General features: G+C 50.9%; 17 protein-coding genes. 16 read left to right on the forward strand and 1 reads right to left on the reverse strand.

Annotation, left to right across the window (positions count from 1 at the left end; genetic code table 11):
- Positions 1 to 33 precede the first annotated feature (33 nt).
- The 7 genes from RGB73_RS03835 to RGB73_RS03865 all read left to right on the forward strand — a co-directional run bounded on the left by RGB73_RS03835 (position 34) and on the right by RGB73_RS03865 (position 9,383).
- A complete protein-coding gene (locus RGB73_RS03835) occupies positions 34 to 963 on the forward strand; it encodes a CBASS oligonucleotide cyclase (RefSeq protein ID WP_310769302.1) in 930 nt (309 codons plus the stop codon).
- 219 nt (positions 964 to 1,182) lie between these two features.
- Positions 1,183 to 2,862 carry a PucR family transcriptional regulator gene (locus RGB73_RS03840; protein ID WP_310769304.1) on the forward strand — a complete coding sequence of 560 codons (1,680 nt, stop codon included), beginning with the start codon at positions 1,183 to 1,185 and terminating at the stop codon, positions 2,860 to 2,862.
- A gap of 210 nt (positions 2,863 to 3,072) precedes the next feature.
- Positions 3,073 to 3,822 carry an aspartate/glutamate racemase family protein gene (locus RGB73_RS03845; RefSeq protein ID WP_025844071.1) on the forward strand — a complete coding sequence of 250 codons (750 nt, stop codon included), beginning with the start codon at positions 3,073 to 3,075 and terminating at the stop codon, positions 3,820 to 3,822.
- Positions 3,823 to 3,864: 42 nt separating this feature from the next.
- Positions 3,865 to 5,205 (forward strand): MFS transporter, encoded by a 1,341-nt coding sequence (locus RGB73_RS03850; protein ID WP_310769307.1) that lies wholly within the window; start codon positions 3,865 to 3,867, stop codon positions 5,203 to 5,205.
- A gap of 38 nt (positions 5,206 to 5,243) precedes the next feature.
- Entirely contained in the window at positions 5,244 to 7,286 is a 2,043-nt protein-coding gene (locus RGB73_RS03855) for a hydantoinase/oxoprolinase family protein (protein ID WP_197187489.1), read from the forward strand.
- 4 nt (positions 7,287 to 7,290) lie between these two features.
- Positions 7,291 to 9,060: a hydantoinase B/oxoprolinase family protein gene (locus RGB73_RS03860; RefSeq protein ID WP_310769312.1), complete on the forward strand. Its 1,770-nt coding sequence runs from the start codon at positions 7,291 to 7,293 to the stop codon at positions 9,058 to 9,060.
- Positions 9,048 to 9,383, forward strand: coding sequence for a cupin domain-containing protein (locus RGB73_RS03865; RefSeq protein WP_007786494.1), 336 nt, complete (start codon positions 9,048 to 9,050; stop codon positions 9,381 to 9,383). The genes RGB73_RS03860 and RGB73_RS03865 overlap by 13 nt, the downstream gene beginning before the upstream one ends.
- A gap of 688 nt (positions 9,384 to 10,071) precedes the next feature.
- Here the strand turns inward: RGB73_RS03865 and RGB73_RS03870 are convergent.
- Positions 10,072 to 11,085, reverse strand: coding sequence for a LacI family DNA-binding transcriptional regulator (locus RGB73_RS03870; RefSeq protein ID WP_007785944.1), 1,014 nt, complete (start codon positions 11,083 to 11,085; stop codon positions 10,072 to 10,074).
- Positions 11,086 to 11,680: 595 nt separating this feature from the next.
- Here RGB73_RS03870 and iolG point away from each other — a divergent pair.
- The 9 genes from iolG (at position 11,681) to RGB73_RS03915 (ending at position 20,158) form a co-directional block, all read left to right on the forward strand.
- Positions 11,681 to 12,718 carry an inositol 2-dehydrogenase gene (gene iolG / locus RGB73_RS03875; RefSeq protein WP_283858331.1) on the forward strand — a complete coding sequence of 346 codons (1,038 nt, stop codon included), beginning with the start codon at positions 11,681 to 11,683 and terminating at the stop codon, positions 12,716 to 12,718.
- Positions 12,719 to 12,732: 14 nt separating this feature from the next.
- Complete coding sequence (locus RGB73_RS03880; protein WP_007785949.1) at positions 12,733 to 13,827, forward strand: LLM class flavin-dependent oxidoreductase; 1,095 nt, start codon at positions 12,733 to 12,735, stop codon at positions 13,825 to 13,827.
- A 51-nt stretch (positions 13,828 to 13,878) separates the two neighbouring features.
- Positions 13,879 to 14,418 carry an NADPH-dependent FMN reductase gene (locus RGB73_RS03885; RefSeq protein WP_310670599.1) on the forward strand — a complete coding sequence of 180 codons (540 nt, stop codon included), beginning with the start codon at positions 13,879 to 13,881 and terminating at the stop codon, positions 14,416 to 14,418.
- 178 nt (positions 14,419 to 14,596) lie between these two features.
- Entirely contained in the window at positions 14,597 to 15,013 is a 417-nt protein-coding gene (locus tag RGB73_RS03890) for a riboflavin kinase (RefSeq protein ID WP_310769318.1), read from the forward strand.
- Positions 15,010 to 15,291 carry a hypothetical protein gene (locus RGB73_RS03895; RefSeq protein ID WP_007785955.1) on the forward strand — a complete coding sequence of 94 codons (282 nt, stop codon included), beginning with the start codon at positions 15,010 to 15,012 and terminating at the stop codon, positions 15,289 to 15,291. Before RGB73_RS03890 ends, RGB73_RS03895 begins: the two co-directional genes overlap by 4 nt.
- A 502-nt stretch (positions 15,292 to 15,793) precedes the next feature.
- A complete protein-coding gene (locus tag RGB73_RS03900) occupies positions 15,794 to 16,885 on the forward strand; it encodes a tartrate dehydrogenase (protein WP_310769320.1) in 1,092 nt (363 codons plus the stop codon).
- Between the two features lie 71 nt (positions 16,886 to 16,956).
- The gene (gene fba / locus RGB73_RS03905) at positions 16,957 to 17,820 is read left to right on the forward strand and encodes a class II fructose-1,6-bisphosphate aldolase (RefSeq protein WP_007785959.1); all 864 of its coding nucleotides are present in this window, start codon (positions 16,957 to 16,959) and stop codon (positions 17,818 to 17,820) included.
- A 63-nt stretch (positions 17,821 to 17,883) separates the two neighbouring features.
- Positions 17,884 to 18,921 carry a LacI family DNA-binding transcriptional regulator gene (locus RGB73_RS03910; RefSeq protein ID WP_007785961.1) on the forward strand — a complete coding sequence of 346 codons (1,038 nt, stop codon included), beginning with the start codon at positions 17,884 to 17,886 and terminating at the stop codon, positions 18,919 to 18,921.
- Positions 18,922 to 19,156: 235 nt separating this feature from the next.
- Positions 19,157 to 20,158, forward strand: a complete 1,002-nt coding sequence (locus RGB73_RS03915; RefSeq protein WP_007785962.1) for a LacI family DNA-binding transcriptional regulator — start codon at positions 19,157 to 19,159, stop codon at positions 20,156 to 20,158.
- Positions 20,159 to 20,261: the final 103 nt, after the last annotated feature.

A 20,261-nucleotide genomic window follows, 5' to 3' on the forward strand; every position in this document is an offset into this window, starting at 1 on the left:
AACACAAAAGTAATGAGTAGAGGGGGAAAAAGAATGAGCGGTAGTGGTGGTGGCTACAGTGTTCCGAGAAAAACACTTGCCGAACTGGAGAAAGAAAGAGCAGCAAAAGAAGAAGGTGAAAAATTTGAAACTGAACTAAATAAGTATATCAAAGAGTTATTGAAAGACATAAACGATCGTGATGTGGAAGGAATAAACCGACACTTAGAAACATTGAGAAATGCTTTGGAAAAGGACATAGAAGGTTATGTGGATCTTAAATTTGGTGGTTCCATCATGAAAAACACATATGCTGATGGCTTAAGTGACGTTGATATGCTGGTTCAAATCAATAATAGTGAATTGGCTGGCGCAAAACCGAATGATGTGTTGAAATTTTTTAGTGAACAGATTAAACGTCGTCTTCCGAACACAGAAGTTAAGATTGGAAAGTTGGCAGTTACAGTAAAATTTGCTTCAGGACATGAAGTTCAGTTGTTACCCAGTGTAAAAACAGAATCCGGATATCGCATAGCTCGTCCTGGCGAAAATAGTTGGAGCAATGTCATTAAACCAAAGAAATTTGCAGAGAAGTTGACCTCTGTTAATCAAGCGAACGCTAATAAAGTGGTTCCACTGATTAAGCTCATGAAAAAGATAAATGCTAGTTTTCCGCCTCATAAGCAACTTTCAGGGTATCACATTGAGTCTCTTGCAATTGATGCTTTTAAGAATGCTACATCTGTACCTAAGACGTACAAAGGAATGGTGGAGCATTTCTGCCGACATGCAGAAAAAGCAGTGTTGAGACCAATAACTGATAGTACTGGTCAATCCGTTCATGTAGATAATTATTTAGGTGGGGCAAATAGTGTTGAACGTCAAAGAGTGAGTACAACTTTTAAACAATTACTAAAGCGGATTGAAACTGCGAATAATACTAACTCGTTCTCTTCATGGAAATCTATACTTGAAGGTGAATGATCAAAAACGACCTTCATAGTAGTTTCTTAGTCTAATACTTTATTTTTTCGAGGAATCGTTTTAATAAACCCTGACCTGAATGAGTCTAAAACTTATTTTTCAAAAGCTGACGATTTTCCACCTCAAAAACCGCGTCAAATCAGCAATTGTAGTCTAATACTTTATTTTCACTGAACATTATCTACTTCTAGGAAGGTTAGGCCGAGAGGAGGATCGAAAATGGGGATCACGGTGCAGGAGATGCTGCGGTTGGACGCGCTGCAAAGTTTACGTGTTATCGCCGGTTTCGATGGTTTGGACAGGATCATCAATCAGGTAAATGTTTTGGAAATGCCCATAACCGAAGTGGAGCATTTGGTTTTGGGAGGCGAGCTTGTGCTGACCACCTTTCACAGCTTGAAAGATGATCTGGAGGCACAAGTGAATACGATTAAAAAGCTTGCTGAAAACGGGGCAGCAGCTTTGGGGATTCATCCGATGATTGCTGACAAGATCATGCAGAAGGCGATCGTGGAGGCAGCGAATATTTCTGGCCTTCCTGTCATTTTGTTGCCTCCTGCGATGCCTTATGCTACGGTTTTTTCTGCCGTGTTGGGGACGATCCTGAATCGGCAATCACAGTTGTTGAAACAATCGGAAGAGATTAACCGGGAGATGACCCGTGTCATACTGTATGGCGGTGATGTGAATGCGATTGCCAAGACGTTGACCGGATTAATCAAGCAGCCGGTAATGATTACCGACGATATGTTCGAAATTTTGGCTTTAGGGTCAAAAGAAGCGGCAGAACATTCGTTTTTAAAAAAGTGTTTGCTTATGACAGAAATGTCGGAGCGGATTCAGTTTGATAAAGCTGGAAACTGGACACACGATTCTGCGATGGAGATGGTGTTTCACTCCAGCTTGTTTGAGATAGAGGGGCAGTCTGTACGGCTGATCGTTATGCCTGCAGGAGTAATAAGCGATCCTCTGGGGTACATTTTTACCTTAGAGATGGGGGCTCCCTTACAAGAGCTTGATTTCATTGCTATCTCGCACGCTTCTACTGCGGTCGCTCTGGAGATTGCCAAGCAGCGGGCGATTACCGAAGCGAAAAGGCGAATGCGAAGTGACTTTTTGACGGAAATGTTCGAAGGGAAATATGTTAGAGAAGAGGATTTGTACGAGAGAGCGAGAGCGGTCGGGCTCAATCTGGTGAAAAAACATATGGTGCTGGTCATGCGTTTTGACTTCAGCGATGGTCTTGAAAAAGAGATGGGTAAATTGGAAAGCCGCATCCACGCGGCGGTCCGGTCAACAATCAATCAGCATGCTCCCAAATGCAATTTTGTGGTAAAGGGGGACATGTTGGTCATTTTCATTCATTTTGACAGGCAATTTGACAAGCAACATTCGCAACAAGAGGCGAAAAATCTTGCGGTCCTCTTAAAAGATGCTATCGAAGCGGGAAGCGGCAAAGCCCGCGCATCTGCTGGGATCGGCGGTTTTTATCCGTCGCCGTTGAATTTGGACCAAAGCTACAGGGAAGCGCTGCAAGCTCTTGAGCTCGGCTGCAAAATGTTTGGGACAGGCAGTATTACAGCAGTGAATGAGCTGGGGGTATTCGGGATTCTGGGGGAAATATCCGGCAAGTTGTTAGACCGGTTTACAACGGGGCTTCTCGATCAGCTCTATCAATATGATGCCAAAAATCAAACGGATCTCGTAAAGACGGTGGAAGCGTATCTGGATGAAAAGGAAATCTTTACAGATGTCGCAAAGCGGTTGTTCGTACATCCCAATACGGTCAAATACCGGATTGAAAAAGCGAAGGAGATTCTCGGGTTTGATCCATTTAAAAAGCCTGAGGAAAGATTGAATTTCCATCTGGCGCTGAAGGCCAGGAAGCTATTGCCATAAAAGAAGCGCAAAACAGCTCGTTTTGTCTGCGATAGACAAAGAAACGGGCTGTTTTTTGTTTGTTTGAAATATTAAGATTATTATTTTTGTGTGAAATAATGTGAACAGAAACAAGCAGTATGACTGAAAGCTATGCAGGAGAGGGGGCTGTGGGCTGCATGATGGACACACAAGATTGGGAAAAACCAAAACCGATGAGGGGGCATTCACATGGATAAAAGAATTTTGTGGATCAATCCGGTCACTACTGATTTGTTCGACACCATTTTCAAGAGCGAGTTTGACAGGATCAAGCAGGCGGGGACGATTGTGGATGTGGTTTCCTTGACCCTGGGGCCTGGACCGACTCATCTGGAGTACAACTGCTACGAAGTGATGCTGATGCCCGAAATCCTCCGCGTGATTAAAAGAGCCGAAGAAGAAGGCTACGATGCGGCAATTATCGGCTGCTTCTATGATCCTGTCTTGAGGGCGGCTCGAGAGATTTCGAAAAAAATGGTCGTTACGGCTCCGGCTGAAGCCAGCTTGCATATTGCGTCGACATTGGGAGAGAGTATCTCGATCATTGTCGGGCGGCGCAAGTGGATACCCGAGATGAGAGAAAACGTCCATAAATATGGCTTTGCCGACAAATTGGCTTCTTTCAAGTCACTCGATATGGGCGTGCACGATTTTCAGAAAGATCATCAGGTGACCATGCAGCGAATGCGTGAGGCAGCGCGAGAGGCTGTCGAGAAGGATGGAGCCAATGTGCTTGTGCTGGGATGCACTATTGAATTTGGCTTTTATCGGGAAATTCAGGAGGAGCTGGGTGTTCCGGTTATTGATGCAAGCCTTGCACCTTTTAAATACGCCGAATTTTTGATAGAGCTCAACCAAAAATTCGGTTGGAGCCACAGCAAGCTGGATGGCTACCAATCGCCGCCTGATGAAGAAGTGGCCTGCTGGAAGCTGTTTTAAAAAACGAGTTAGCGGCTGTGAGAAGAGATAAGGGGGGCCATTATGAGAGCAGAAAGCGGAGTGGAGGTACTGCAAAAGCGATCAGTACCCGTTGGAGCGCTGTTTGAAAACATGCCGGTTACCAGTCAGCATTGGCAAGCGGGATTGGTGCTTTTTTTCTCCTTTGTGATTGAATCGTGGGAAATGATGATTGTCATTCTGGCAAGCGCTTCAATTGGCGGCGAGTTTCAACTGGACGGCACTCAAATCGGATCGCTCATCGGCTCCATTTATCTTGGGATGATCCCGGGATGCCTGCTATGGGGAAAGCTCGTTGATAAAATCGGCCGCAAGCAATCAATGATTTTCAGTTTTGGGCTTTATGGAATCATTTCGCTTATTAGCGCATTCTCACTCACCTACGAAATGCTTTGGTGGACCCGCTTCTTGTCCGGTGTGGCGCTCTCTGGGGTTTTGGTGGCAACGTTCCCCTACTTCGAGGAGCTGCTCCCCATGAAGGTGCGTGGGAAGGCCGCGGTGTATCTGGCTTCTGGATGGCCTGTGGGCTATTTGCTTGCCATTGGCACGACCTACCTCTTTATGGAGCTTGGCTGGCGCTGGATTATTGGCGTCAGCTCGCTTACGGGTTTGTGGTTCCTGGCAATCGCGGCGTTTGTGCCTGAGTCGCCGTACTGGTTGGCCGGAAAAGGTCGCCATTCGGAGGCGAAGGAGGTTATTGACAAACTTTCCAAAGGCACGATGCAAAGAGAGATTAACAGCGTCGAGCTTGCTGTGGAGAATGTGAAAACAGGTTCTTTCCTGGAGATTTTTAGAGGGCAATTCCGGCGTTCGACAATTTTGCAGCTCCTCATCAACTTTAGTTTTTCCTGGGGATATTGGGGACTGTCCTCCTGGATGCCGGCACTTTTGGCGAAAAAAGGATTGAGTGCGCCGGAAGGAATGGGCTTTATGGCAATATCTGCCCTCTTCATGTTTCCCGGTTACATGGTCTCCTCGTATTTGACGGGCAAATATGGACGCAAAAAGGTAATGGCGCTGTTCGTCTTTTTTGCAGCGGTCAGCGGGTTTGGCTTTGCCAACGCAAATACCTTGCAGGAAATGTATATCTGGAATTTTGCCCTTTCGTTCTTCAGTTTGGGGGCGTGGGGAGTATGGGATACATGGATGGCTGAGCTGTATCCGACAGAGGTCCGCGGTGTCAGCTATTCTGTAGGGATGACCGGCCAACGGGTAGCCAACGCGATTGCGCCAAGTGTAATCGGAGCTATGCTGGCGATCAACAGCAGCTTTTTGACTACGGTTTCCTTTATCTCCGCTTTTCTTGTCGTTACATTTGTGGCTTCGCTTTTCCTGAAGGAAACGGAAGGCGAGATTTTGCATTAATGCTGTAACAGTCCATTACTCCTAGAAGGGTGGTTCCTATGCGTGTAGCTACAGATATTGGAGGAACGTTTACTGACCTGGTGTACCTAGATGAGAACGGTAAAATCGGTACCGCTAAAAGCGATACAACACCGCCCCATTTTGAGCAAGGGGTTATCCAAGTGATTCAAAAGGCTGGGATTGATCCTTTGGAAATCGCGACTTTTATCCACGGAACGACGGTAATTATCAACGCATTGACGGAGCGCAAGGGAGTAAAGACCGGGTTAATCACGACAAAAGGGTTCCGCGATGTGCTGGAAATCGCCCGAGGCAACCGTCCCGATTTGTTCAATGTTCGCTATCAGAAGCCGACCCCGTTTGTCGCGCGCTTTCTGAGGAAGGAGGTCAGCGAGCGGATCAACTATAAGGGGGAAGTCATGACCGAATTGGCGGTGGAAGAGGTGAAGGCCACTGTCGAGCAACTGCGGGCGGAGGGAGTCGAGGCTATTGCGGTGTCATTTCTGCATGCCTACGCCAACCCCATTCATGAAAAGCTGGCGGTGGAAGCGATCAGGGAAATTTGGCCGGAGGTAGCAGTGACGGCTTCCCATGAGGTGACCAAGGAATGGCGCGAGTACGAGCGGACCAGTACGGCAGTGCTGAACTCTTATGTCAAGCCGATTGCCAAGTCCTACATCGACAAATTGAGTAACCATCTTCACGACATCGGGCTTGATGGCAATAAATATATCATGCAGTCCAACTCTGGCACGACTACTTTTGAGCAGTCAAAAGAAACGCCGATCAACATGGTCGAGTCGGGGCCAGTAGCCGGGATTTTTGGCTCAGCCATCTTGGGGCAAATTCTTGGGGAAGAAAACATCATTGCTTTTGATATCGGAGGAACGACGGCCAAATGCTCCCTGATCGACAAGGGGGAAGTAAAGGTTACGACGGAATACCGGATTGAGAAAGATGAACGAAATGCTGGATATCCGATTAAAGTACCCGTGGTCGACATCGTGGAGATCGGGAATGGCGGAGGTTCCATTGCCTGGATCGACGGTGCCGGCTCATTAAAGGTGGGGCCACAGTCGGCCGGGGCGTTGCCAGGGCCGGTCGCCTATGGACGTGGCGGTGAAAGTCCGACTACAACCGATGCCAATTTGGTTACAGGGCGGTTATCGCCTGCCAATTTTCAAAACGAGGTAAATATGGAAGCGGTCAAGCAAGCGATCCACGAAAAGATCGCAAAACACTTCGGCATCTCCGTGGAAGAGGCGGCGCTGGGAATTATCCGCATCGCCAACTCCAACATGCTGAATGCGTTGAAGCTCATTTCCATCCGCAAGGGTTACGACCCGCGAGAGTTTTCCCTGGTTGCATTCGGAGGGGGAGGACCGATGCATGCGCTGGCATTGGCCAAGGAATTGGGTGTGAAAAAAGTTATCATCCCGATTGCGTCTTCGGTCTTCTCCGCATGGGGCATGCTGATGACTGACTTGCGACATGACTACATCCAGACTTATATTCGCCGAATGAACGGACTGAATCAGGAAGAACTGAATCGTGAATGGAACCAACTGGAAAAAGAAGCGATTGACCAATACGAGCGCGAAGGAATTGCAGCGGATCAGGTACTGTTTGTACGATATGCGGACATCCGTTACGTCGGACAGGAGCATGCTGTCAAGGTTCCCGTGCCAAATGGACTGATGGATGCAAAAGCGATTGAGGAAGTGATTGATCGTTTCCATGACCTGCACGAGCAGCATTACACGTTCAAACTAGAGCATGCACCGACGGAGATTGTAAACCTCCATCTAACGGCGTTCGGCACAGTGCAAAAACCACGGATAGCCAGTCTGGGAAGACAAGGGGACAATAGCGAGGAAGCGCGCAAGGAAGTGCGTCCGGTTCTGTTCGAAGAGTATGGATGGATTGACACGACAGTCTACGATCGCGAGCTACTGAATGCCGGAAGCGCGGTGAAGGGTCCGGCAATTGTCGAGGAAACCTCTTCTTCAACGGTCATTTATCCTGGACAGCATCTCATTGTTGATGAATATGGCAATCTAATCATTACTACGGGGGTGTAGTCAGATGAGTGAGACAACGTTGAAACATGACCAGTTTACGCTTGAGATTGTGAAAGATTCCCTGATCGCCATTGGGGAAGAAATGTTTCATACATTGGCGCGCACGTCGATGAGTCCGATTATTTACGAGGTGCTCGACTTCGCCAGCGGCTTGACAGATGCAAAAGGTCAACTTCTGACTCAAGGCAACGGTGTAACCGGATTTATCGGGATGCTGACCTTTATGGTGAAGGAAACCTTGAAAAAGTTTTCCGCCAATGGGGAGCTAAAGCCGGGGGATATCATCATCATTAATGATCCTTACGGTGGAGGAGGTTCCCACTTGTCTGATGTAGGTCTTTTGCTGCCAATCTTTTACGAGGGCGAGCTGATTGCCTTCTCGGCCAATAAGGCCCACTGGACCGAAGTAGGCGGAAAAGACCCGGGTTCCTGGACGACCGACTCTACGGAGATTTTCCAGGAAGGTTTGCAATTTCCTTGCGTCAAGCTATTTGAAGAAGGCAAGCTGAATCAGCCGTTGGTTGATATCATTGCAGCAAATGTCCGTTTCCCTGATCTCTCGCTTGGCGATATGTGGGCGCAGGTTGCAGCATTGCGAACAGGGGAGAAGCGCTTTCGCGAATTGTGCGATAAGCATGGAAAAGCGGTAGTGAAGGATGCCATTGACCATTTGTTAAGACATGGCGAACAGTTGGCAGTAAAGGAAATTGCCAAGCTGCCGAAGGGCACGTATGAAGCCATAGATTTTATTGATGATGACGGAGTTGGAAACGGTCCATTCAAGGTACAGGTGAAGGTCACCATTACCGATGACGAGTTTATTTGTGATTTCCGCGGTAGTCATCCGCAGGTGTTGGGGCCAGTCAATTGCTCCTATACCGCCTTGGTTTCCGCCGTTCGCGTTATTTTCCTTGCGGTGACGAACCCGTGTCAGGATGTAAACGATGGCGTTTTCCGCCCGCTCCACATTCTTGTAGATGACCGCTCCATTTTCTCTGCGGAACGCCCGGCAGCCGTATCAACCTACTGGGAAACCATGATGTATGGAGCGGATCTCGTCTGGAAGGCACTTGCACCGGTCGTTCCCCATCGGTTGAATGCGGGGCATCTGCTTTCGGTGTGCGGGGTGGTGCTATCCGGCATCCATCCGGATACGCACGAACCGTTCCTTGTGGTTGAACCTTCAGTCGGAGGATGGGGGGCAGGAGACGGACTGGACGGGATGGCCGGACAGTTTTGCATCGGCGATGGGGAAACGTACAACGTGCCGGTCGAAGTAGCCGAGACACGTTATGGCATCATGGTCGAGGAGTACAGCCTGCGTACGGATGGTGCTGGTGCCGGTAAATATCGCGGCGGCTCAGGAGCTATCCGTTCGTACCGCGCGATGTCTGATGGTCAGACGATCACGGCAACCTTTGGCCGTCACAAATATTTGCCATGGGGCTTTAACGGGGGGCATGACGGCTCCCGCAATGAATTTGAGATCGTCAAAGCAAATGGCGAAGTGGCTGGTCCATTTGGCAAATATGCACGCTTTCCGCTTAATAAAGGAGATGTCGTGCGCCTTGTTACCGCAACAGGTGGAGGATATGGCAATCCGCTGGAACGTCCGATAGAGAAGGTCGTCCTAGATGCCAAAAATGGCTATATTTCCGTAGAACAAGCAAGAGACTTGTACGGAGTAGAGCTGGACAAGGCAACGTATCGTGTAGAAGGGGTGACACCACAGCGTCAGTCTTTTGAACAGGAGGAACAGCAATGCTCATTGTAAATGCCAATGCGATTCAGCCGGAAGATCGTCCAGGTGTAACCCTGAAAACCTTGTTTACCGAAAACCAGGTAGAGAACGGAAAAGCTACTTTTGGTGTCGTCGTCGTTCCGCCTGGTGCGCGTATTCCTTTAAGCGGTTTGGGGAGTCATGAGCAGGACGAGTATTCAATCGTCGTAAAAGGAACGATTCTTGCCGGTACTAAAGAGCGAGAATATCGTATGTCAGCAAATGATGCGTCTCTTATTCCTGCTGGTGAGGCCCACTGGGCATACAACGACGGGAGCGAAGAATGCGAAATCGTCTGGGTGCTTGTAAAGCGATAGGCGAAATAGCGGCATAAATACGGAGAGCACGAAAAAAGAACCTGCTAGAATTGGCGATCTCAATGTCACCGTGAATAGAGCATAGGCTCATATAGGCTCATGCGCTCGGATAGGGCAGAGCAACATACCTTGAATCTACGGACAGGCTGTCGACTTTCTCGACAGCCTGTCCGCTTGGTTTAGCGGTGTTTTTGCATGCGGATAATAGTTTTTGGATAAGTTGTTTCGTTTCTTTTTTACAATAACAAATTCGCGGAACATCCGTTGCACGAACTGTTTTCGGGCGATGTCAGCACAAATAAGACTACAGATAGAGTGGAGGGCCTCTTTACCGAGATTACATTGCTGCATAAACACATCGTCGATTCCGATCTTTGGGGCGATCTGTCATCCCTCGTGTGTCGATTTATCCAATTTCATTTTGCTAAAGTGCCATTTACATAAGTTAATTGGGGAGACGTGGGAGCTTCAGCTTTGTCGCAACAGCGCCGACCCAAGACAGGATTGAACCAAAAAACACCGCGCCATTCTCAGGAAGCTGCTTTTCTGCGCCGAGGTCGGTAGCGTGGTAGATTGAAAGGTGCAGGTGATAGGCCAATCAGCTACCGTTGGCCCATCACTACCTCAACCGACAAGCCATCAGCTTTTCAGCCGAGCAACCCCGCAACCCAACCTATCCCACCCGCCTTCAACGCACCAACTCCCTCGTCGACCTCCTGACAACCAGCTCCGGCCGAAGCTGGATTTTTTGTTTGTTGCGCTGCATCCCTTTGATTTCCTCCAGCAGCAGGTTAATAGAGAGACGCCCCATGTCTTGAATGGATTGCGCCATGGTCGTCAATGGCGGGTTGGACATGGCGCTGAGCACAGTGTTGTCGAAGCCGATGACGGACAGGTCATCCGGAATAGACAGCCCCAGCTCCATAGCTGCGTGGATGACGCCGAGCGCCAGAATGTCGTTTCCGGCGAAAATAGCAGTCGGGCGCTGGGGGGCGGAAAGAATCTCCAGCGAAATTTGCTTGCTCTCCTCGATTGTGGCATTCGGAGAGCTGAAAAAGGTCAAGGTTTTCTCGTATTTCACCTCAAATTCCTCGAGCGCGTGCTTGTAGCCGCGCAGCCGTTCTTTCCCCAGCAGCAGCTCCCCCAGTTGAATCGTACCGATCCGGCGGTGCCCAAGCTCCAGCAAATGCTTCGTGGCCTCGTAGCCGCCGATAAAATCGTCGACCGAGACGCTGTCGATCGGCAGCGGTGTCGTCAGTTCTTTGTTCACAATTACAGTAGGAATTTGCTTGTCGAGCAACTCTTTAATAAACGACTCGTCCTGCGAGCCGGAAATGATGATGATTCCATCGACCTTTTTGTCGATCAAAAAAGCGCTGTGCTTGAGTTCATTCGCTTTTTGGAAGTCCGTGCTGCAAATCAGGATGCTGTAGCCTAATTCGCGGCCACAGTCTTCGATGCTTCGGGCAAATTCAGCGAAGAACGGGTTCGCCAAGTCCGGAATCAACAAGCCGATCGAGTGGGAGAGCTTCCCGCGCGGCGCGGAAGCCACCGTCTTGGGCTGGTAGTTCAACTGCTCCATCACGCGCAGCACCTTTTCTTTGGTCTTGTCGCCAATTTTCCCGGTATTATTGATGACTTTCGATACGGTAGCAGTCGATACTCCCGCTTCTTTTGCCACATCGTATATCGTCGGTTTCATGCATGTACCCCCAATTTTTAAGCAAATAAGCGGACAGATGATCCATCCCCAGCGGAAACGCCGTGTTTTGCGCTGGCGCAACACGTGTTTGCCGGATGGCTTCGGGTGTTTGCGGGCGAGCGGATTGTTTTTTCAGGTGATAAGCCCAGCCCAACGCCGCCCCGCGAAAAACTGCGTGAGCCACAACCGCTCTATGTAAACTATACCATAGCGAAGAGGGAAACTTAAAGGTAAAACAGCGAAATTTAAGGTAACAAAATCAAGTTTGTTACCTTAACTAAACTCACGAAAAAATTATTCAGAAAATTAATTAACTTTCTTGTTGAATTGATAAAACAGAGGGTTTATACTGAGTTACAAATGGAACAGCCCACTTTTTACAGTGCGCTACCAAACAAAACGCGAGGAAACAAAAGGGGGTAACGAAAAGCGGTTAACTAAATGAAGTGTTTTGTTTCTTTCGTTTGTTACCTTGCTGCTTTACCAGCGCACGCCGCGAAGCCATACCCGTACGCATCTGGGAAACTACGTGTTCAACTCGCGCATGTGCAAAAGCGGTGTTCAATTGCCATTTTAGGAAAGGGGTTCGAGTGTCGTGGATCGGAAAGTGCGATGTGCCGTTTTGGGGTTGGGGAGATTGGGCAAAATTCATGCCGAAAATATTGCAGGGAAGATAAAAGGAGCGCAGCTCGTAGCTGTCTCCGATGTGATGCCGGGCGTAGCGGAAACATTCGCCCGGGAGCATGAGGTGAAATACTGGTCCACAGAGCCGGATGCGATCATAGCGCGCGATGACATTGACGCCATCATCGTTGTGACGCCAACCAGCACGCATGCCGAGCTGGCTCGGAAGGTGGCCCGGTCGGGAAAAGCGCTGTTTTTGGAAAAGCCGATTTCGACAGACATTCAGGTCGCGAGAAGAACGGCGAGCGTGATTGAGGAAGCAGGGATTACGTGCCAGCTTGGGTTTATGCGGCGGTTTGATCCGGCTTACGCGCATGCCAGAGACAGAATTGCGGCAGGAGATATCGGGACGCCGCTCTATTTCAAAGGCGTTACGCGGGACCCATTTGTCGCGCATGAAGAGTACGTGGCGACATGCGGCGGCATTTTTACCGATTTGAACATCCACGACTTTGATATCGCCCGCTTTTTGATGGGCCAGGAGATCGTGGAAGTGAATGCGATGGGATCGGTCCTGGCTTCGCCGATCGTGGCCAAGTATGACGATGTGGACCAGGCGTTAACGTATTTGCGGTTTGCCGATGGGGCCGCAGGCGATGTGGAAGGGTACCGAAATGCCAAATACGGCTACGACATTCGCGCGGAAGTGATCGGGACGGAAGGGACATTGGTCATCGCCGGCTTGCGCAATCATAACGTGACGCTTCTCGGGCCGAATCAGGGCAGCTTTGACATTATTCCGTTTTTTATGGAACGGTTTGAGACCGCTTACTTGCGCGAGCTGGAGCATTTTATCGAGTGCTTGCACCGCGATGCCAAGCCTGCTGTCGGCATCAAAGACGGATTGATCGCGCAGGAAATCGCCCATGCGGCCAAAACCTCTTGCCAAACCGAACAAAAAGTGCGCGTAAATGTGCACGGACTGAGAAACGAGCATTTTTCTTCATAAATGGAGGGATTATTATGACGAAATTGAATATCGGAATGTTTTTGATGCCGCAGCATCCGCCGGAGCGATCTTTGTACGATGCGACCCAGTGGGATCTGGAAATGATTGAATATGCCGACAAATTGGGGTATAGCGAAGTGTGGATCGGGGAGCATTTTACCGCGCCGTGGGAGCCGATTCCATCCCCGGATTTAATCATCGCGCAGGCGCTGTTGCGGACAAAGCAAATCAAGCTGGCGCCCGGTGCCCATTTGCTGCCCTATCATCATCCGGTGGAGTTGGCGCATCGCGTCGCCTATCTCGACCATCTCGCCCAAGGCCGCTTGATGCTCGGGATCGGGGCAGGCGGAACCCAAACAGACTGGGAGCTGTTTGCTGTCGACGGAAAAATAAACCGGGAAATGATGATGGAAGCGTGGGAGCTGATGCAGAGATTGTGGTCAGACGAGGAGTCCTTTTCGTTCCGGGGGAAATTTTACAGCGCCAACCAGCCAAAGGCGCGGCATGACGGGATTCTCGGACCGCATATCAAGCCGTTCCAAAAGCCGCATCCGCCTATCGGGATTACAGGGTTCAGCGCGGGTTCAGCCACATTGAAAATGGCGGGCGAACGCGGATTTATCCCGATGAGTCTCGGCTGGAACAGCGAGTATATCAAATCGCACTGGAATGCGGTGGAAGAAGGGGCGCGCTCTGTAGGGAAAGAAGCGGACAGAAGCAGTTGGCGCATCACGCAAGACGTCTTTGTCGCGAAAACGGATGAAGAAGCAATGGCCGGAGCGTTGGGAGGCATGATGGGTCGATTCTTTGACGAGTCATGGCTGCCGCTGTTTAAAAAGCAGGGCGACATCAAAAACTTGAAGCCCGATCCGGCGCTTGCCGACGAAGAGGTAACTGCCGAATTAATGGCCAAAACCGACTGGCTGGTAGGATCGCCGGAAACGGTCGCGAAAAAGCTGCAAAAGCTGTATGACACGGTCGGCGGTTTCGGGACTTTGCTGATTACGGGCTACGACTACAGCGAATCGCCGGAAATATGGAAAGAGTCCATGCGCTTGCTGGTCGAGGAAGTTTTGCCTCGCCTGCATGTAAAGCCGCAGACGGTGTAGCCGAAAAGCGAGCTGCGCTGTTTGCAGCTAAGCAGAAGGGAGGGGCTTATTATGAAGCTGTTGGGAATTTCCGGGACGGTCACAGGCAGGAAAACAGCGGCTGTTGTCCAGGAGGTTTTGCGTCACGTAAAAAAGCAGGACGACAGCATAGAGGTGGAATTGCTGGATTTAAGCGAGTACCAGGTGCAGTTTTGTGATGGCCGGGACCCTGGGACCTATACGGGCGACACCAAAAAAGTGATCGAGCTGGTAACGGCTGCGGATTGTTATGTCATCGGAACACCGATTTTCCAAGGTTCGCTCACCGGAGCGCTGAAAAATTTGTTTGACCTGATTCCCGTCTCTGCCCTGCGCCATAAAGTGATGGGGTTTGTCGCGACAGGCGGAACGTACCAGCATTACCTGGTCATTGAAAATCAACTGAAGCCGATTGCCGGTTATTTTCGCGCATTCACGGCTCCAGGCTACGTCTATGCGCATGCTGACCATTTCAATGCGAATAACGAAGTAGTCGCTCCGGACGTCTTGGAGCGAATCGCCCTTTTGGCGCAGGAGATCGTGTTCATGCAAAAGGCGCTCAAAGGAAACTGAGCGAGCGGAAAAGGACGATGCAGCGTGTGGGGGTTCTGGCAAAGCGAGTCCGTGCTTCGGGTAGGTGTGCTTGGAACGCCGCGGCTACAAACCGCGGCCACAAACCGCAACAAAGACAATTGGAGCGACCAATACGCTACGGAAAGAGGGGAAGAAGATAGAGCAGCCCCTTTGTACTTTGCACGGCCAGGTGGTGAGCGGCAAGCAAGTAGGCAGAACGCTCGGCTTCCCGACCGCGAATCTGTCTCTGCTTCCCCCGCATCCCAGGCTGGAGCAGGGCGTGTACGGGGTGACGCTTTTGTGGAACGGACAGACGCATGCGGGCGTGATGAATGTCGGCCGCAGACCTACTTTTCACGATGGAGTGCAAATCAGCCATGAAGTGCATTTGTTTGAGTGGGACGGAGACCTTTACGGAGCGTGTGTATACGTGGACGTACATTTCTACGTCAGGCCGGAAATGGCCTTTTTCGATCTCACTCAGTTGCAAAAGCAGATCGAGCGCGACGTAAACAGCGTGAAGGCAGCGTTTCGGCTGTCCGGGCAAAAAGGGCGGACAAGCAGAGCGGAACAGGAGGCGATGATCGGCTTGTGACAGCAGCGAGCATTGTGCATTTGCCGGACTTGACGTTTGCGCAGCATCTGCAACGGGAATTTGGCATCAATCGCGGCGTTTTCAATACGATGGATGCGTGGTTTTACGAGCACGGGTACGTGGAGATCACGCAAAGAAGGAAGCTGTTGATCGAGTTTCTCCGCATCGCTCGCGAGCAGAACAGGCAGGGGAGACGGATGCGATTTGGTCACGGCGGTCTGGCTGCCAAAATGAATGATTTTCTCATGCAAAACAACGCGCATCAACGGTTCAGCTAACATCCTCGACGGGGGCCTCGTGCCTCCGTTTTTTTGTTTTGCAGGGCAGCAGCATAGTGTGGCTCCAAATGAAGGGCCAGGGCCAAGACCACGGCCAAGCCCAAGACCAAGCCCAAGACCAAGACCAAGACTTGTGCCCTTTGGAGACAAACTCTTCGCTCATGACTTGACTCCGCGCCAGCGCTCCAATGGACTCATGAAATCCAGAGAAAGCCCAGACGCAAGCCTCCCCCTCCCTCGAAGAAACCGCTTAACCTGCTTTCGTTAAAATACTCACATTTTTTCGATAAATACATTTACACCGGAATTGATCGTAAACTATAATACTAGGGTAACCGCTTAATCTAGCGTCAATTCGCTATTTTTTATGAATGCTGTCCGCAGCGGGGACGCCGGAAGCGCGAAAAAGATTTCCTTGTTATTCGATGCGATTAGTAATGAACACGGGTGTATAAACGCCACAATCCAACAACAATGCAAGCGATTGCGAAAGGAGAAACGTATGACGAAATTGTACAAAATTGCCGTCATCCCGGGAGACGGGATTGGCCCTGAAGTGATCCAGGAAGGGGTAAAGGTGCTGGAAAAGGTCGTAGAGCTGACAAATGTTCGATTCGATTTTCATTACTTTCCGTGGGGCTGCGAGTATTACCTCCAGCACGGAAGGATGATGGCAGAGGATGGCATCGAGCAGTTGCGGCAGTTTGACGCCATTTACCTGGGCGCAGTCGGCTTTCCCGGCGTTCCCGACCACATATCGCTCTGGGATTTGCTCTTGAAGATTCGCAAGGAGTTTGACCAGTACGTGAACATTCGCCCGATCACGCTGTTGGATGGAGCGCCGTGCCCGCTGAAAAACACGGGGAAGGAACAGGTCGATATGCTGTTCATCCGCGAAAACAGCGAGGGCGAATATGCGGGAGCGGGGGACTGGCTGTTCAAGGGAAAAGACAACGAGACCGTGCTGCAAACGAGCGTTTTCTCGCGCAAAGGGACGGAGCGGATCATTCGCTACGCGTTTGAAACGGCGCGCAAAACGGGCAAATCGCTGACCAGCATCAGCAAAGGGAACGCCCTGAACTACTCCATGGTGTTTTGGGACCAGGTGTTTGCGGAGGTGGCGAGCGAATACCCGGATGTCCCGACGCACTCGTATCTCGTAGATGCAGCCAGCATGCTGATGATTAAGCAGCCGGAACGATTCCAGGTAGTCGTTACCTCCAACCTGTTCGGGGATATTTTAACCGATTTGGGGGCAGCGCTCGCCGGAGGCTTGGGCTTTGCCGCTGGAGCGAATATCAATCCGGAGCGGACGCATCCTTCCATGTTCGAACCGATTCACGGCTCAGCGCCTGACATTGCGGGAAAAGGGATCGCGAATCCGTTGGCGGCGATCTGGTCGGCCAGTCAGATGCTGGAGTTTTTCGGCTATGAAGAGCTGGCAGGCAGCGTCTTGAAGGCGATCGAGCAGGTGATGGTCGAGGGCGCAGTACTGACGCCCGACATGGGCGGAAAAGCTTCGACCTCCGAGGTTGGCGATCGGGTAGTCGAGGTTTTGGCGAGCATGCACGCGGCAGCCAAGGCACAGGCGTAAAAGCAGGAGCTGCAACGAACAATAAAACGAGCAAGCGACAAAATACCATTTTTTACTATAGGAGGATTCAGATGCCACTCGTATCCATGACAGCGATGCTGAACAAGGCAGTACAAGAAAAGTATGCAGTCGGACAGTTCAACATTAACAATCTGGAGTTTACGCAAGCGATTTTGCAGGCGGCAGAGGAGGAACAATCTCCGGTTATTTTGGGAGTCAGTGAAGGCGCGGCTCGCTACATGGGCGGCTTCAAGCTGATTGTCGGCCTGGTGAAGTCGTTGATCGAGGAGTACAAGATCACGGTTGACGTCGCCATTCATCTCGACCACGGCTCTTCCTTCGAAAAGTGCGTGGAAGCGATTCATGCCGGGTTTACTTCCGTCATGATCGACGGCTCGCACCATCCGCTGGAGGAGAACATCGCGATTACGAAAAAGGTCGTCGAGGTCGCTCATGTGCTCGGAGTATCCGTAGAGGCGGAACTCGGGCGAATCGGCGGGCAGGAAGACGATCTCGTGGTCGATGACGCCGAAGCGATGTACGCCATTCCGGCCGAGTGCGACAGGCTGGCGAAGGAAACAGGAGTGGACTGCCTGGCCCCGGCGCTCGGGTCTGTGCACGGACCGTACAAAGGGGAGCCGAAGCTCGGCTTTGACCGTATGGAGGAAGTGCAAAAGCTGACCGGATTGCCGCTGGTGCTGCACGGAGGGACGGGCATCCCTACCCAGCATATTCGGCGAGCGATTTCTTTGGGCACAGCGAAAATCAACGTCAACACGGAAAACCAGATCGCCTCGGCAGCCGCCGTTCGCAAAGTGCTGGCCGAAAACCCGAACGTCTACGATCCGCGCAAATATTTGGGCCCTGCCCGAGAGGCGATCAAAGACGCGGTGAAAGGAAAGATGAGAGAGTTTGGCTCCTCGGGAAAAGCGTAGACGGCCGCTTTTTGGCACAAACATGTTTCAAGACCGATTTTTCTTTACAAAGAGAGGGTAGAGATGAAGCCGACCATTTACGATGTAGCAAAGAAAGCGGGGGTGTCGATTGCTACTGTCTCGAAAGTCATCAACAATACCGGCCGAATCAGCGAGAAAACGAAAAATAAAGTATGGAAGGTCATTGGCAGCCTGAACTATCAGCAAAATGTGATCGCTACTGCACTGACCGGGAAGCATACGTACACCATCGGACTTTTGATTCCGGATTTGTCGAACCTGTTTTTCGCCGAGCTGGCGCGCAGCATCGAAGACCGCGGGAATGAGCTAGGGTACAACCTGGTCATTTGCAGCACGGACTACAACCCCGACAAAGAAGCGAAGTATATCGAGCTGTTGAAGCGAAAAAATGTAGACGGGTTCATTTTGGCCTCGGGCTTCGAGAACACCTTGGAGGTGGAAAAGCTGATCGCGGAAAAGTATCCGGTCGCCATCGTCGCTCGCGACGTCCCAGCCTTCAATGTGAACGCGGTGTGCATTGACGATTTTCAGGGCGGGTACGATGCGGCCTCCTACCTGATCGAGCTGGGCCATCAAAAAATCGCGATTATCGCCCGCGACGTCTGGAGCAACCGGGAAAGAATCCGCGGCTTTCGCAAAGCGCTGGAAGATCATGGCGGGATTCGCGAGTACGCTTTCAGCCAGTTTACGCTGGAGTCGAACGTCCCGTGGGGCAAAAAAATCGCGCTCGATTATTTGAACTCCCCCGACCCGCCGACTGCCTTTTTTGCCTGTAACGACCTGCTGGCAATCGGGGCAATCGAGGCGATCCGTGAGAAAAAGCTGCGCGTCCCGGAGGATATCTCGGTCGTAGGTTTTGACAATACGGTAATTGCGACGATCATTGATCCGCAGTTGACGACGATTGCCCAGCCGATTCAGAACATGGGGCGCGAAGTGATGGACCTGATCGTGGCCGAGATCAAAGGGGAAAAGCAATACAAAAGCAGAATCGTGCTGAATACGAAACGCATCGTCCGCGACTCGACCACGCGGCTGAAAAAAGAGAGAAGTATAAGCAAGCAAAAGTCAAACGCCTAGCGGTTTTCTGCTACGCGTTTTTTTATTGGCGGCGGCCCAACCAGAAGCCGTGACGCGGTCGGGGATGCCCCGTGTCCCCTCTGTGCTTGCGCGAGCGCGGATATGGGTTATTGCTTCGCGATTATTTGTTCTTTACAATAAATATAAGCTTAAAGCGCTTAATCACTTGGAATGAAAACGAAGTTCATCCCGGACGTCAGATAGATCGCTATCACTATGATGGAAGGAAACTACAATGAAAAAAACCATTTATGATGTGGCAAGGGAAGCGAACGTGTCTATTGCAACCGTGTCCAAGGTCATCAACAACACGGGGCGGATCGGGGAAAAGACGCGCCAAAGAGTATTGCAGGTCATGAAGGAGCTGGATTACCAGCCGAGCCTCGTGGCTTCCGCCTTGACGGGCAAGTCGACGTACTCCATCGGCCTGTTGATTCCCGACCTGGCGAACCCGTTCTTTGCCGAGCTGGCGCGAAGTATCGAGGACCGGGGCCACGAGCTGGGCTACAGCATCGTCATGTGCAGCACGGACTATCGCCCGGAAAAGGAGTCGAAGTACATCTCGCTGCTTAAGCAAAAGAGCGTGGACGGGTTTATTCTTGCGTCCGGATTTCAAAATGATGCCGTGATCCGCGACTTGCTGAATCTGAAAATTCCGATCGCCGTACTGGCCCGCGACGTCTCCACTGTGTCCGTCGATACGGTAACCGTGGATGATTTCATCGGCGGCTACAACGCGACACAGCATTTGCTCGACCTGGGCCATCAGCAGATTGGCGCAATCCAGCTCGATCTGGAGGTCGGCCGGGAGCGCACGCGCGGTTACCGCCACGCCTTGCAGGAAAATGGTTTGGAATATGATGAAAAATACGTCCTTTTTGGTCCGTCGTCTGTAGAAGGCGGCAAACAGATGGGCTTGAAAATGCTGCAGGCTGCTGAACGGCCAACCGCCATTTTCGCAGGCAATGATTTGGTCGCGATTGGGATTATCCAGGCGGCGAGAGAGCTGGGGCTGTCGATTCCCGATGACGTCTCAGTAGTCGGCTACGACAACACGATTCTCGCTGCTATCTCCAATCCGCCGCTAACGACGGTCGCCCAGCCGTTTCACGATATGGGCCGGCAAGTGATGGACCTGTTGATCGAGGAAATCAAAGGGGAAAAGAAAGGGAAAAAGCGGGTAGTGATGCTGCCGGAACTGTGCGTGCGCGAATCGACCAAACGAATCAGAAAATGAAGCGAGAAAGCACCGGGGAATGGTATTATCCCCTTAAGGTAGACAGTGAAAAAAGAGTTCATGCTATCATGAATTCATCACTGTTGACCGGAGGGGATTTTTC

The sequence above is a fragment of the Brevibacillus brevis genome, assembly GCF_031583145.1.
Taxonomy (GTDB): Bacteria; Bacillota; Bacilli; order Brevibacillales; family Brevibacillaceae; genus Brevibacillus; species Brevibacillus brevis_E.